The sequence below is a fragment of the Burkholderia sp. AU18528 genome, from assembly GCF_002223215.2.
In the GTDB taxonomy this organism is placed as follows: Bacteria; Pseudomonadota; Gammaproteobacteria; order Burkholderiales; family Burkholderiaceae; genus Burkholderia; species Burkholderia semiarida.
Genome location: NZ_NKFC02000004.1, coordinates 1,429,374 through 1,443,737, shown reverse-complemented (window position 1 = coordinate 1,443,737; position 14,364 = coordinate 1,429,374). Strand labels below are relative to the sequence as shown.

The following is a 14,364-nucleotide window of genomic DNA, read 5'->3' as shown; positions in this document are numbered from 1 at the left end:
CGGCGCGCGCAATACGCCGGCCCTGCCGACTGGATGGAGACAAACCCGTGACGACGCCCGTTACCGTCGGCGTGATCGCGAACCCCGCATCGGGGCGCGACATCCGCCGCCTCACGACGCATGCATCCGTGTTCCCGACCGCGGAGAAGGCGAACATGATCGTGCGCCTGCTGGCCGGCCTCGGCGCGATGGGCGTCGAGCGCGTGCTGACGCTGCGCGACCGCACGGGCATCGCGACGCTGCTGCTGCGCGCGATCGACACGCATCGCGCGGTCGCGCCGCACGAGCGCTGGCCCCAGGTCGAATTCGTCGACCTGCCGATTACCGACAGCGTCGCCGACACGCAGGCTGGCGCCGCCTATCTGCATCGGATGGAAGTGTCGCTGATCGTCGTGCTCGGCGGCGACGGCACCCATCGCGCGGTGGCCGCGCATTGCGGCGCGACGCCGCTCGTCGCGCTGTCCACCGGCACCAACAACGCGTTTCCCGAACATCGCGAGGCGACCGTCGCCGGCGTCGCCGCGGGGCTCGTCGCGACCGGCGCCGTGCCGGCCGAGGTCGCGTTCGTGCGCAACAAGCGGCTCGTCGTGCGCTGCGTCGCGGGCGCGCAGCCCGGGCGCGAGGAGATCGCGCTCGTCGATGTGTGCGCCGCGCGGCAGCGCTTCGTCGGCGCGCGCGCGATCTCCGGCTCGGACGACATCGACACCCTCTATCTGACGTTCGCGGAACCGGACGGCATCGGCCTGTCCGCGCTCGGCGGCGCGTGGGCGCCGCTCGAACGCAGCGCGCCGCACGGGCTCGCGATGCGCTTCGCGGATGCCGGCAAGACGGCCGGCACGCCGCTCGTCGCGCCGATCGCGCCGGGGCGCGTCGACCGCGTCGTGATGCGCAGTTGCGAGCGGCTCGAGCCGGGCGCGTGGCACGCGATTCCGTTCGAGCGCGGCACGCTCGCGTTCGACGGCGAGCGCGAGATCGAGGTCGCGCGCGGCGATCGCTACGAGATCGCACTCGACTGGGGCGGACCGTTGACGGTCGACGTCGGCCGCACGCTGCGCTACGCGTCGTCACGGCAACTGCTGCGCGATGCCGGTGCGTGGCACGACTGATACACCGGTTTCACGAAGACGTTTCGACATCCATCACGATCATCAAGGAGACATCGCCATGACAGCCTCTCTCGAAGGACAGGTCGCCATCGTCACGGGCGGCGCGCGCGGCATCGGCCGCGGCATCGCGCTGACGCTCGCCGGCGCCGGTGCCGACATCCTGCTGGCCGACCTGCTCGACGACGCGCTCGACGCGACCGCCGGCGAGGTGCGCGCGCTCGGCCGCCGCGCGGCGATCGCGAAGGTCGACGTCACGCAGGCCGCGCAGGTCGACGCGATGGTCGCGCAGGCGCTCGGCGACCTCGGCGGGCTCGACATCCTCGTGAACTGCGCGGGCGTGATCAGCATCCGTCCGGTTGCCGAACTGACCGAGCGCGACTGGGATTTCGTGATGGACGTGAACGCAAAGGGCACGTTCCTCGGCTGCCGCGCGGCGCTCGCGCATCTGAAGGCGCAGCGGCGCGGCCGGATCATCAACGTCGCGTCGATCGCGGGCAAGGAAGGCTTCCCGAATCTCGCGCACTACAGCGCATCGAAATTCGCGGTCGTCGGCTTCACCAACGCGCTGGCGAAGGAGCTCGCGCGCGACGGCGTGACCGTCAACGCGATCTGCCCCGGCATCGTCCGTACCTACATGTGGGACCGGCTGTCCGACGAATGGAAGACCGACGGCGAATCGGTCGAGGAGTCGTGGCAGCGGCACCAGTTGACGCTGATTCCGCAGGGCCGCGCGCAGACGCCGGAAGACATGGGCCGGCTCGCGCTGTTCTTCGCGACGATGGACAACGTGACGGGCCAGGCCGTGAACGTCGACGGCGGCTTCACGTTTCACTGACGGCCGCAGGCCGTGCAATCCGCCGCCACGGCATGGCCGGGGCGGCATTCGCAGTCAGACCTACCCAGGAGACACACATGACCGCTTCGACACAGCTCGGCAGGGACAAGCTGCTGGACGCCTATCGGCTGATGCGCACGATCCGCGAATTCGAGGAACGCCTGCACGTCGAATTCGCGACCGGCGAGATACCCGGCTTCGTTCACCTGTACGCGGGCGAGGAGGCGTCCGCCGTCGGCACGATGCTGCACCTCGGCCTCGACGACTACGTGGCCACCACGCACCGCGGCCACGGCCATTGCATCGCGAAGGGCGTCGACGTGCACGGGATGATGGCCGAGATCTACGGCAAGAAGACAGGCGTCTGCCACGGCAAGGGCGGCTCGATGCACATCGCCGACCTGTCGATGGGGATGCTCGGCGCGAACGGGATCGTCGGCGCGGGCGGCCCGCTCGTGTGCGGTGCGGCGCTCGCGGCCAAGTACAGGAAAACCGGCGGCGTCGGCGTGTGCTTCTTCGGCGACGGCGCGTCGAACCAGGGCGTGATCTTCGAATCGATGAACCTCGCGTCGGTGTGGCGGCTGCCCGCGATCTTCGTCGCCGAAAACAACGGCTATGCGGAAGCGACGTCGTCGAGCTGGTCGGTCGCGACCGACAACATCGCCGATCGGGCGAACGGGTTCGGGATGCCGGGCGTGATCGTCGACGGCTTCGACTTCTTCGCGGTGCACGAGGCGCTCGGCGAAGCCGTCGACCGCGCGCGCAACGGCGGCGGCCCGACGCTCGTCGAGGTGAAGTTCACGCGCTATTTCGGCCACTTCGAGGGCGATGCGCAAACCTATCGCGCGCCGGGCGAAGTGCAGAAGCTGCGCGACGAGAAGGACTGCCTGAAGCATTTCGAAACGCGCGTCGTGCGCGCCGAAGCGCTGACGACGGCCGACCTGCGCGCGGTGGACGCCCAGGTGAAGGCGCTGATCGACGACGCGGTCGCGCAGGCGAAGGCGGCGCCGCTGCCGGATGCCGCCGACCTGCTCGCCGACGTCTACGTGTCGTATCCGTGAACTCGGCCTGACCGAGCAGCCGGCACGGCGAACCGAACATTCCAGGAGACAGACATGGCAAGGAAGATTACCTATTCGCAGGCGATCAACGAGGCGCTCGCGCAGGAAATGGCGCGCGACGACAGCGTGATCGTGATGGGCGAGGACAACGCGGGCGGCGCGGGTGCGCCCGGCGAGGACGACGCATGGGGCGGCGTGCTCGGCGTGACGAAGGGGCTGTTCCACAAGTTTCCGGGCCGCGTGCTCGATACGCCGCTGTCGGAGGGCGGCTACATCGGCGCGGCGGTCGGCGCTGCCGCGTGCGGGATGCGGCCCGTCGCGGAACTGATGTTCATCGATTTCATGGGCGTGTGTTTCGACCAGATCTTCAACCAGGCGGCGAAATTCCGCTACATGTTCGGCGGCAAGGCCGTGACGCCGGTCGTGATCCGTGCGATGTACGGCGCCGGCCTGCGCGCGGCCGCGCAGCACTCGCAGATGCTCACGTCGCTGTTCACGCACATCCCGGGGCTGAAGGTCGTGTGCCCGTCGACGCCGTACGACGCGAAGGGGCTCCTGATTCAGGCGATCCGCGACAACGATCCCGTGATCTTCCTCGAACACAAGCTGCTCTATACGCGTGAGGGCGACGTACCGGAGGAATCCTATGCGATTCCGTTCGGCGAGGCGAACGTGCTGCGCGACGGCGACGACGCGACGATCGTCACGTACGGCCGGATGGTGCATCTGGCGATGGACGCGGCCGCGACGCTCGCGAAGGACGGCATCCAGTGCGACGTGATCGACCTGCGCACGACGTCGCCGCTCGACGAGGAAACGATCCTCGAAAGCGCCGAGCGCACGGGGCGCGTGGTGGTGGTCGACGAAGCGAACCCGCGCTGCTCGATCGCGACCGACATCGCCGCGCTCGTCGCGCAGCGCGCGTTCCGCTCGCTCAAGGCGCCGATCGAGCTCGTCACCGCGCCGCATACGCCCGCGCCGTTCGCCGGCGTGCTGGAAGACCTGTATATCCCGTCCGCCGATGCGATTGCGCGGGCGGTCCTGAAGACGAGGAGCTGACACGATGTCGATTCACATGATCACGATGCCCAAGTGGGGGCTGTCGATGGAGCAGGGGCAGGTCAATGGCTGGCTGAAGGCGATCGGCGAACGCGTGGCGAAGGGCGACGAGGTGCTCGACGTCGAGACCGACAAGATCTCGTCGGGCGTCGAATGCGCGTTCGACGGCACGCTGCGCCGCCAGATCGCGCAGGAGGGCGAGACGTTGCCCGTCGGCGCGCTGCTCGGCGTGGTCGCGGCCGCCGACACGAGCGACGCCGACATCGATGCGGCGATCGCCGACTTCCAGCGCGATTTCGTGCCGAGCGCGGCGTCCGACGAGGCGGCCGGCCCGCAGCCGGAGAAGGCGCGGATCGGCGGACGCACGATCCGCTTCCTGAAGCTCGGCGACGGTTCGGGCACACCGGCCGTGCTGATCCACGGCTTCGGCGGCGACCTGAACAACTGGCTGTTCAACCATGCGGAACTCGCCGCGCACCGGCCGGTGTGGGCGCTCGATCTGCCCGGCCACGGCGAGTCGGAGAAGACCGTCGAGACCGGCAGTCTCGACGAACTGGCCGACGCGGTGCTTGCGCTGCTCGATGCGCAGCACATCGAGCGTGCGCACCTGATCGGCCATTCGATGGGCGGCGCGGTGGCGATGACGTTGGCCGACAGCGCGCCGGCGCGCGTGGCGTCGCTCACGCTGATCGCGAGCGCGGGGCTCGGCGCCGACATCAACCGTGCATACATCGACGGCTTCGTCGCCGGCAACAGCCGCAACACGCTGAAGCCGCACCTCGGCGCGCTGTTCGCGGACGACGCGCTGGTCACGCGGCAGCTCGTCGAGGATCTCGTCAAGTACAAGCGGCTCGAAGGCGTGCAGGCCGCGCTGGAGAAGATCGCGGACGCCGCGTTCGACGGCGCCGCGCAGCGGCGCGTATTCCGCGACCGGCTCGCGTCGCTTGCGCCGCGCACGCTCGTGATCTGGGGCGAGCGCGACCAGGTGATTCCCGCGCGGCACGCGCAGGGCTTGCCGGACGGCGTGCGCGCCGAGGTGATCGCCGGCGGCGGCCACATGGTGCAGATGGAGGCGGCCGCCGACGTGAACCGCCTGATCGTCGCGTTCCTCGGAGACTGACGATGGCCGCCGCGCTCGAACGACCCAGCCTCACGGCGCTCGGCCAGCCCGGCGCGAGAAGTCGCGACAAGCTCGCGCGCATTCCGGTGCGCGTCGAGCCCGCGGCCGGCGCGGCGCTGCCGAAGCCGCCGTGGCTGCGCGCGCGGCCGATGATGAGCGCGGCGGTGGCCGACATGGCCGCCGTGCTGCGCGAGCATCGGCTGCATTCCGTCTGCGAGGAGGCGATGTGCCCGAACATCGGCGAATGCTTCGCGCAGCGCACCGCGACCTTCATGATCATGGGCGGGCTGTGTACGCGGCGTTGCCCGTTCTGCGACGTCGCGCACGGCCGTCCGGAGCCGCTCGATCCCGACGAGCCCGCGCGGCTGGCCGACGCGGCGGCGGCGCTCGGGTTGCGCTACGTCGTGATCACGTCGGTCGACCGCGACGATCTGCGCGACGGCGGCGCCGCGCATTTCGCCGCGTGCATCGCGGCGGTGCGCGCGAGCGTGCCGGGCATCGGCGTCGAGGTGCTGACGCCCGACTTCCGCGGCCGCACGGCACGGGCGCTCGATGCACTGTCATCGGCGTGGCCCGACGTGTTCAACCACAACATCGAGACGGTGCCGTCGCTGTATCGGGCGGCGCGGCCGGGCGCCGACTATCGCGGCTCGCTCGAACTGCTCGCGCAGGCGAAGGCCGCGCGGCCGACGCTCGTGACGAAATCGGGATTGATGCTCGGGCTCGGCGAGCGCGACGACGAGGTGCGCGACACGCTGCGCGACCTGCGCGCGCACGAGGTCGACGTGCTGACGCTCGGCCAGTATCTGGCGCCGTCGGCGCACCATTTGCCGGTGCGGCGCCACGTGAGCCCGGACGCGTTCGCCGCGTGGCGCGACGAGGCGCTTGCGCTCGGTTTCAGGGAAGTGGTCGCCGGCCCGCTCGTGCGGTCCTCCTATCACGCAGCCGACGTGCTGGAGGGCGTGTAGCGCGCGTGGCGTCAGGCTGTGGCGGCGTGCGCGCGGCCGATGCGGCGCAGGTACAGCACGAGCCCCGCGCCCGCCAGCATCAGGCTGACCGTGTTCGCGAACCAGAAGCCGCGCGCGCCGGTCAGCCACGCGGGCGCGATCCCGCCGACGTCGAAGCCGAGCAGGTAGCCGCCGCTGAGTCCGACGCCCCACAGCGCGACCGCATAGATCACGGTCGGCACGACCGCCACCTTGTACGCGCGCAGCACGAACGCCGACGTGACCTGCAGCGCATCGAACACGTGGTAGCACGCGACGATCGCGACGAGCGGCATCGCGGCCGCGGCGACGGCCGGGTTCGGCGTGTAGCCGCCGATGATCAGCGGGCGCAGCGCGAACACGAGCACGCCGTAGGCAGCCGCCACGCCGCACGCGAACATCACGCTGTGCCGGCCGAGCAGCCGGGCTTCCTCGGCGTGCCCGGCGCCGAGCGCGCGCGCGACCAGCGTCGACGCCGCCACGCCGATCGACAGCGGCGTCATGTACAGCACCGCGCCGATGTTGCCGGCGATCTGGTGGCCGGCGAGCGTCGTCGTGCCGAACTGCGCGATGAACAGCGCCATGCACGTGTACGACGTGACCTCGATCAGATACGACAGGCCCATCGGCACGCCGAGCTTCAGGATTGCCTTCTGGCGTGCCCAGACGGGCCAGCAGAAGCGGGAGAAGATCGCGAGCGGCGCGAACACGTCGAGCTTCGCGAGCAGCGTGTAGCCGATCAGCGCGAGCGCCCAGTTGATCAGCGTGCTCGCGAGCCCGCAGCCGGGGCCGCCGAGCGCCGGCACGCCGAAGCCGCCGAAGATGAACCAGACGTTCAGCGGAAACTTGAGCAGCAGCGCGCCGATCTGCAGGATCATCGCGAGCCGGGGCTTGCCGGCCGCGTTGGTCAGCGCGTTGTAGATGCGGAATACGAGGCTCGCGGGCAGCCCGTACGACAGGATGCGCAGGTAGTCGACGGTGCGCTCGTGCAGCGCGGCGGGCGCATGCGCGATGCGCAACAGCGGCTCGGGAAAATGCAGCAGCAGGAAGCCGGGAATCGCGAGCAGCAGCGCGAGCCACAGCGCCTGGCGCACTTCCTCGCCGATTTCCGCATAGCGCCGCGCGCCGTACAGTTGCCCGGTGATCGGCTGCAGCGCGGACAGGATGCCGGTTAGACCGATATAGATCGATACGTAGATCGACGAGCCGAGCCCGAGCGCGGCGAGATCGACGGCCGAGTAGCGGCCGACCATCGCGGTGTCGATCACGCCGAACGCGATGATCGCGAGCTGGCCGACCAGCACCGGCCACGCGAGACCGACGATCCGGCGGATGTCGCCGAACATCGTCAATCGGCCGCCCGGCGGCGCGGCGGACGCCGCTTGACGGGCGTCTTCGGCCGTTCGATGCGCTCGTACAGGCGGAAGCGCTCGTCGCGGTCGGCGACGCGGCGGCCTTCCCAGACGAGACGCCACACGTATTGCGACATCGCGCTCGGCTCGCCGAAGTCGGCGCGGTCCTGGCGCAGGATCACGTCGCAGTCGCCGGAGAAATCGAAGTGCATGTTGCCGAAGTACGCGAAGGTCGCGATCTGCGCGTCGCCGAGCCGCACCGGCGAGATGCATTCGTAGTCGGACGGCAGGTGCACGGCGATCTGTTGCGCGACGTCGCGATAGGTCCGGCCGTAGTTGACGATCGGCAGCCACAGCGTCATCAGCAGCACCCACATCAGCGTCGTGCCCGCGCCCGACAGCACGACGCTGCGCCACAGCACCTTCGGCTGCCGCGACACGCGCCAGCGCACGATGAAGCACCAGCACACGGTGACGATCACCGCGCAGATGAACGACAGGATCTTGAAATGCGGCTCGTAGCCGGGCACGAGGCGCGCGAGGTTGCGCGCGAGCGGATGCGGGAAGCCGGTGAGCGATGCGAGCCATACCAGCCACACGAAGGTGCCGAGGATCGTGAAGCTCAGTACGGCAAACCAGTCGATCGCGTTGATCGCGCCGCGCTTGAGGGTCGGCAGCGCAAACGTCGCCAGCACCGCGAGCGGCGGCAGCAGCAGCATGTACATGCGGTTCGACTGCTGGCTTTGCAGGATCACGAGCGCGACGAGCGGCACGGCCACCGACAGCGGAATCGCGATGTGCGCGCGACGGCGCATGCCGGCCCAGCTCCACCACGCCCAGATCGCGAGCGGCCAGGCGGGCCACGTGAACAGCGGCAGGTTCTTCGCCGCATAGCCGAGCACGGCCGTCGGCGGGCCCGAAAAGCGCATCAGGCTGCCGTGGATCCACTGGTTGAAGAACCATGCGGCGTCGTCCGGCGCCGCGACGAAGGCGGCGATCGGCCACAGCGCGAAGATCGCGGCCGCGAGCGGCAGGCCGACGAGCGGCAGGCGCAGGTTGCGCATCTCGGGCGTGACGAGCCACAGCGCGGCCGTGCCCGCGAGCAGCGCGACGACCAGCACCGGGTTGCCGGACAGCGCGACGAGGCCCATCGCGAGGCCCCACCACAGTGCGCCTTGCAGCGGCTTGTCGATGCCGCGCACGATCCCGTACACGAGCATCGCGATCCACGCGAATTGCGCGAGTTGCGGCGTCGTTTCATGCCCGCGTTCCGCGAGGCCGAAGCAGGCGACGAGCACCAGCAGCGCGCCGTCCGCGAGCGTGCGGCCGTAGTCGCGCGGCTCGGGCTCGCCGCCGAATGCGTATTTGAACGGTTGAACCTCGGCGCGCCGGCCGAGCAGGTAGGCCGCGTACCAGACGAACGCGCACGCGGCGCAGAACAGCACGCCGGTATCGACGCGCGACGCGTTGCTTGCGTCGACCCACGGGCCGAGGCCGCGGATCGACAGTGCGCCGAGCCAGTAGCCGAGCGGCCCGTCGGTCGTGATGAACTTGCCGACCAGGTTCGGCAGCAGCCAGTCGTGCCAGCCGCCCTTGGCCATCGTCCACATCACGCCGAAGCCCGCCGCGTCCTCGTTTTTCCACGGGTCGCGGCCGAACAGGCCGAACGCCGCGTAGACGAGGCAGAGCGTGAGCAGCAGCCAGCGCGGCAGCGCACGCGTGGCGGAGGCGGTGAGACGGACGACTGGCTTCATGCAGATGAGCGATTTGTTATGGGCGGGCGGCCGGCGCGGCTGCGCGCGGTGGAGCCGGTTTCGAGCATCCGGCATTGTAGTCGCGCCCGCTGTTGTGCGTCAGGTCGTTGCCCGGGCGCCGGGCGGCGCCTTTCCGGGCGAGCAGAGACAAAAAAGGGCAGCCTGGGCTGCCCTTTCGTGCGGTACCGGTGCGTTGCAACCACCGGATGCGGTGCGAAGCTTACTTCGCGACCTTGCCGCTGGCGCGTGCGCCGAACTTGTTCTTGAACTTCTCGACACGGCCTGCCGTGTCCATAATCTTTTGCTGACCCGTGTAGAACGAGTGCGATTCCGACGACACTTCGATCTTGGCGAGCGGGTAGGTCTTGCCTTCGTGCTCGATGGTTTCACGCGTCTGGATCGTCGAGCGCGTGATGAACTTGAAGCCGTTCGACATGTCTTGGAAGACGACTTCGCGGTAGTCCGGGTGAATGCCAGGTTTCATGATTTTCCTTGGTGATAGCGGTAGCCAACCCGCCGCTTGGCCGGCCGTGCCGCCCCGATGGGAGCGTTTCGGCTGACGTCAAGCCCGGCGCGAGCCACTTGCCTAAGGTCGAAAAACGGCGATTATGCCAGAAAATCAGACGGTTGACGAATAATTTTCATGGTGCGTCGAGCGCGCCGGTGCCGGCCGGATCCTGCCGGTAGTAGCGCGCGAGCAGCCTGTACAGCTCCGGAAATTCGGACTCGAACGCTCTCGGCCGCACGAACAGCGCCTCGCTGCATACGGCGAAGAATTCCGACGGGTGGTCGGCCGCATAGGGATCGATCAGCGAGTCCCGCTCGAAGCGCGCCCACGCGCGCTCCGGCACCGCGTCGACGCGCGCGCAGAACTGGTCGTACGCATGTTCGAACACGTCGGCCCACGCCTGCGCGTCGAGGCGCGGCGCATGCCAGCGGCGAAAAAGGGGCGGATAGCCGTCGGCCGCGCCATTGACCATGTCGATCTTGTGCGCGAACTCGTGGATCACCACGTTGTATGCATCCCGGCCGTCCGTCATCTGCGCGTCTTCCCACGACAGGATCACGGGTCCGCCTTCCCATGCCTCGCCGCTCGCATCCTGCTCGACTTCGTGAACGACGCCGTCCTCGTCCTGCACCGTCTTGCGGATCACGAATTCGCCCGGATACACGACGACGCCGACCCAGCCGTCGTACAGCGACAGGTCGAGATTCAGCACGGGCAGGCAGGCCTGCGCGGCGATCGCGACGATCATCGCGTCGGTCAGCTCGAGCCCGTGCGCGGTCGAAAACGATTTTTTCGCGACGAACAGGCTCGTCATCTCGCGCAGCCGGCTGAGCGCGTCGGGCGGAAGATTGGCCAGGAACGGCAGCCGCTCGACGGTTTCGCGCCATAGCGCGTCGGGAATCGGATGGCTGCGCAGCGCGCGGTCGCGGCGGCGGTCGTCGAACCAGCGGGTCAGTTTCGAAAGCATGGAGGCTGCGGACGAAAATCCAAAGCCTGTCTTTTAACTCAATCGATCTGTTTTTGCCATGCCGCGAAGAGGCCGCCGACGAGCGCCACGCCCGCGAGGAAGTAAAAGCCGTCGAGCGACGCGAGGAACGACGCCTGTTGCGCCACCATCCGCGCGATCGACGCGATCGCGAGGCCGTGCGCGTCGTTCAGCGCGTGGCCGGCGGCCGCATAGCCGCGCGTGAGTGCATCGGCGGTCTGCTGGAACAGCGGGTCGAACACGTTCGCGCGCTCGACGAGCCGTGTCTGGTGCACGGCCAGCCGGTGCTGCTCGACGATGATCACCGACGACGTCGCGAACGAGATCGTCAGTTGCCGCACGATGTTCTTGAGCCGGTAGCCGTGCGTGTATTCGTCGATCGCGAAGATGCGGAACGTGAGGTTCGCGACCGGCAGCACGATGAACAGCAGCAGCAACCCGCGCAGCAGCAGCGGGACGATCAGCGCCGCCTCGCCGACCTGCGGCGTCATCCGCGTCATCCACAGCGCGGCCGTGACCGCGATCGCGAACCCCGGCACGACGAACCACTTCTTGTGCGTGACGAATTTCGCGTAGCGCAGATAGGCGAACAGCGCGGTGGCCGAGATCAGCGACATCGTGCCGACCAGGCGCCCGGCGTTCTCGACCGGATAGCCGAGCCCGCCCTCGAGAAACCGCGACGTCAGGTAGCTGAAGCCCGTCGTCTCGTAGTAATAGAACATGTAGAGCAGCAGCCCGATCTGGAACGTCCGCTCGCGAAACGCGTGCAGCCGCACGAGCGGCGTCGGGTGATGCCACTGGTGATAGGCGAACCACGCGAGCGCGCCGAGCCCGGCAATCGTCAGCGCGATCAGCATCGGCGAGCCGCTGTAGAGCTGGTAATGCACCTGCTGCAGCACGATCTGCAGCGCCCCTTGCGCGAGCGCGAACAGGACGTACGGCCAGAAGTGGCCGGAACCGCGTTCGTCGTCCGGCGCGCGGCCCGAATCGGGCAGCGTGAGCAGCGCGAGGATCGCGAACGCGATGCCGGCTGGCGCCGTGCACGCGAACAGCGCGCGCCACGTCGAATGCGCGACCAGCAGCCCGCCGACGATCGGCGCGAGCGCGCTGCCGAGCAGGATCATGATCAGGAACGCGCGGGTCGCGGGCGGCCGCTCCTGCGGCTTGAAACTGATCTGGATCAGGATCCGGCACGCGCCCATCATCGGGCCGATGAAATAACCCTGGAAACCGCGCGCGAACGCGAGCGCCAGCGACGTGTCGGCCAGCGCCGACGCGACCGCGCCGAACGAGAACATCAGCATGCAGCCCGCGACGTAGCGGCGATGGCCGAGCCGGTCGACCCACCATTGCTGCTGCAGGATACCGAGCACGGCCGTGACCGCGTAGGCGCTCGACGACCACACGAGTTCGTCGGGCGATGCGTTGATGCCGCCCGCGATGTAGCTCGCGAAGAACGAGAAGACCGCGTTGTCGAAGTAGTCGATGCCCGTGACGAGCGCGAGCGCCCATGGGAACAAGTCCGCGCGCAGGTTTGCGCGGCTCCACAGCGGCGATCGGCCGGGCACCGCGTTCATTCGCGATCCTTGCGGGCGCGCCGCGCGCCGGCTTCCGCCCGCCGCTGCGCGATCAGCGCATCGGCGTTTTCGCCGGCGAGGCGCCGCTCGACGTAGTCGATGTCGTGCTGCAATTCCTTGCGCAGCGCGACGGCTTCCTTCAGCTCGCGCTGGACGGCCGCGATCCGCCGGTCGAGCGTATCGATCTGCTCGGCGAGGCCGGCGCGGATGTCGCGCAGCGATGCATCCGAATAGCGGCGCCGGCCGTCGCCGGTTTCTTCCAGCGGGCGCTTCAGCATTTCGGTGATGCCGTGCAGCGAGAACCCGAGCGCGCGCAGCCGCAGGATGCGCGCGAAGCGCTCGAGGTCGGTTTCGTCGTAGAGGCGGTAGCGGCCTTCGCTGCGCGACGGCGTGACGAGCCCGCGCTCTTCGTAATATTTGAGCGTGCGCGGCGTGACGCCGAGCCGCGACGCGGCGTCGCTGACGGTCAATAACGGGGCGGAGGCGTCGTTCGGCATCGGAGGTGGCGGATTTCGGCGGGACGATGACGCCATTATAGGTCAACGTGTACGTTCACGTATAGGTTGGGATCGAAAAACGGCCGCCAGGCGGAGTGCGCGGGCGGCCGTGTCGTGCGGCGAGGGCGATCAGCCGCCGCGGCGCATCAGGTCGAAGAACTCGGAGTTGCTCTTCGTCTGGCGGATCTTGTCGAGCAGGAATTCCATTGCCTCGACTTCGTCCATGTCGTGGATGAACTTGCGCAGCACCCAGATCTTCTGAAGGATCTCGGGCTTGATCAGCATTTCTTCGCGACGCGTGCCCGACTTGTTCAGGTTGATCGACGGATAGACGCGCTTTTCCGCGAGGCGGCGCTCGAGGTGCACTTCCATGTTGCCGGTGCCCTTGAACTCTTCGTAGATCACGTCGTCCATGCGGCTGCCGGTCTCGATCAGCGCGGTGCCGATGATCGTCAGCGAGCCGCCTTCCTCGATGTTGCGCGCCGCGCCGAAGAAGCGCTTCGGGCGCTGCAGCGCGTTCGCGTCGACACCGCCCGTCAGCACCTTGCCCGATGCCGGGATCACGGTGTTGTAAGCGCGTGCGAGACGCGTGATCGAGTCGAGCAGAATCACGACGTCGTGCTTCATTTCGACGAGGCGCTTGGCCTTCTCGATCACCATTTCGGCGACCTGCACGTGACGCGTGGCCGGCTCGTCGAACGTGGACGCGATGACTTCGCCGGCGACCGAGCGCTGCATTTCGGTCACTTCTTCGGGGCGTTCGTCGATCAGCAGCACGAACAGGACGACGTCCGGGTGGTTCTGCTTGATCGCGTGCGCGATGTGCTGGAGCATCACCGTCTTGCCCGACTTCGGCGACGCGACCAGCAGGCCGCGCTGGCCCTTGCCGATCGGCGCGATCATGTCGATGATGCGGCCCGTGACGTTTTCCTCGCCGCGCATCTCGCGCTCGAGCGCCAGCGGCTTGTTCGGGTGCAGCGGCGTGAGGTTCTCGAACATGATCTTGTGTTTCGAGGCCTCGGGCGGCTGCCCGTTGACTTTGTCGACCTTCACCAGCGCGAAGTAGCGCTCGCCGTCCTTCGGCGTGCGGACTTCACCTTCGATGGTGTCGCCGGTGTGCAGGTTGAAGCGGCGGATCTGCGACGGGCTGATATAGATGTCGTCGGTGCTCGCGAGGTACGACATTTCCGGCGAGCGCAGGAAGCCGAAGCCGTCCGGCAGCACTTCGAGCGTACCGTCGCCGAAGATCGTCTCTCCCGTCTTGGCGCGCTTTTTGAGAATGGCAAACATCAACTCCTGCTTGCGCAGGCGGTTCGCGTTTTCGATCTCCAGGCCATTGGCCATTTCGATCAGTTCGGACACGTGCAGAGACTTGAGCTCGGATAAATGCATACGGAGAACCCGCCAGGGAGGAGAAGCGACGAAAGAAAATAAGGGAGGAGGGCGAGCGGAAGCGCTCAGAGACTTAAATGCGTCTTGCCGACGTTTTTTAATTCTAGCATAGGCCGATTCGCGCTTGAGCGA

General features: G+C 68.2%; 13 protein-coding genes. 6 read left to right on the top strand and 7 right to left on the bottom strand.

The features are described 5' to 3' along the window. The first annotated feature begins 47 nt into the window (after positions 1-47). The 6 genes from CFB52_RS09430 (at position 48) to lipA (ending at position 6,149) form a co-directional block, all read left to right on the top strand. Positions 48-1,106, top strand: a complete 1,059-nt coding sequence (locus tag CFB52_RS09430) for an ATP-NAD kinase family protein (protein WP_099316468.1) — start codon at positions 48-50, stop codon at positions 1,104-1,106. A gap of 58 nt (positions 1,107-1,164) precedes the next feature. Next, positions 1,165-1,941 (top strand): SDR family NAD(P)-dependent oxidoreductase, encoded by a 777-nt coding sequence (locus tag CFB52_RS09425; protein WP_099316467.1) that lies wholly within the window; start codon positions 1,165-1,167, stop codon positions 1,939-1,941. A gap of 77 nt (positions 1,942-2,018) precedes the next feature. Continuing rightward, complete coding sequence (locus tag CFB52_RS09420) at positions 2,019-3,002, top strand: thiamine pyrophosphate-dependent dehydrogenase E1 component subunit alpha (RefSeq protein WP_059645684.1); 984 nt, start codon at positions 2,019-2,021, stop codon at positions 3,000-3,002. Positions 3,003-3,056: 54 nt separating this feature from the next. Further along, entirely contained in the window at positions 3,057-4,061 is a 1,005-nt protein-coding gene (locus CFB52_RS09415; protein ID WP_059585293.1) for an alpha-ketoacid dehydrogenase subunit beta, read from the top strand. A 4-nt stretch (positions 4,062-4,065) separates the two neighbouring features. Beyond that, on the top strand, positions 4,066-5,181 hold the full coding sequence (locus CFB52_RS09410) for an acetoin dehydrogenase dihydrolipoyllysine-residue acetyltransferase subunit (protein ID WP_099316466.1): 1,116 nt from the start codon (positions 4,066-4,068) through the stop codon (positions 5,179-5,181). A gap of 2 nt (positions 5,182-5,183) precedes the next feature. After that, positions 5,184-6,149, top strand: a complete 966-nt coding sequence (lipA, locus tag CFB52_RS09405; RefSeq protein WP_099316465.1) for a lipoyl synthase — start codon at positions 5,184-5,186, stop codon at positions 6,147-6,149. Between the two features lie 11 nt (positions 6,150-6,160). On the opposite strand, the gene CFB52_RS09400 is transcribed toward lipA, so the two are convergent. The 7 genes from CFB52_RS09400 to rho all read right to left on the bottom strand — a co-directional run bounded on the left by CFB52_RS09400 (position 6,161) and on the right by rho (position 14,232). Next, entirely contained in the window at positions 6,161-7,513 is a 1,353-nt protein-coding gene (locus CFB52_RS09400) for an MATE family efflux transporter (protein ID WP_060011029.1), read from the bottom strand. A gap of 2 nt (positions 7,514-7,515) precedes the next feature. Next, complete coding sequence (locus tag CFB52_RS09395; protein WP_099316464.1) at positions 7,516-9,348, bottom strand: glycosyltransferase family 39 protein; 1,833 nt, start codon at positions 9,346-9,348, stop codon at positions 7,516-7,518. A gap of 145 nt (positions 9,349-9,493) precedes the next feature. Further along, positions 9,494-9,757, bottom strand: a complete 264-nt coding sequence (locus CFB52_RS09385) for a type B 50S ribosomal protein L31 (RefSeq protein ID WP_040144297.1) — start codon at positions 9,755-9,757, stop codon at positions 9,494-9,496. Between the two features lie 157 nt (positions 9,758-9,914). Further along, on the bottom strand, positions 9,915-10,748 hold the full coding sequence (locus tag CFB52_RS09380; RefSeq protein ID WP_099316463.1) for a zinc-dependent peptidase: 834 nt from the start codon (positions 10,746-10,748) through the stop codon (positions 9,915-9,917). A 38-nt stretch (positions 10,749-10,786) separates the two neighbouring features. Next, on the bottom strand, positions 10,787-12,343 hold the full coding sequence (locus tag CFB52_RS09375; RefSeq protein WP_089464813.1) for an MFS transporter: 1,557 nt from the start codon (positions 12,341-12,343) through the stop codon (positions 10,787-10,789). Beyond that, positions 12,340-12,840, bottom strand: coding sequence for a MerR family transcriptional regulator (locus CFB52_RS09370; RefSeq protein ID WP_059585300.1), 501 nt, complete (start codon positions 12,838-12,840; stop codon positions 12,340-12,342). The genes CFB52_RS09375 and CFB52_RS09370 overlap by 4 nt, the downstream gene beginning before the upstream one ends. Positions 12,841-12,969: 129 nt before the next feature. Next, positions 12,970-14,232 (bottom strand): transcription termination factor Rho, encoded by a 1,263-nt coding sequence (gene rho / locus CFB52_RS09365; protein WP_006753675.1) that lies wholly within the window; start codon positions 14,230-14,232, stop codon positions 12,970-12,972. Between the last annotated feature and the right edge of the window lie 132 nt (positions 14,233-14,364).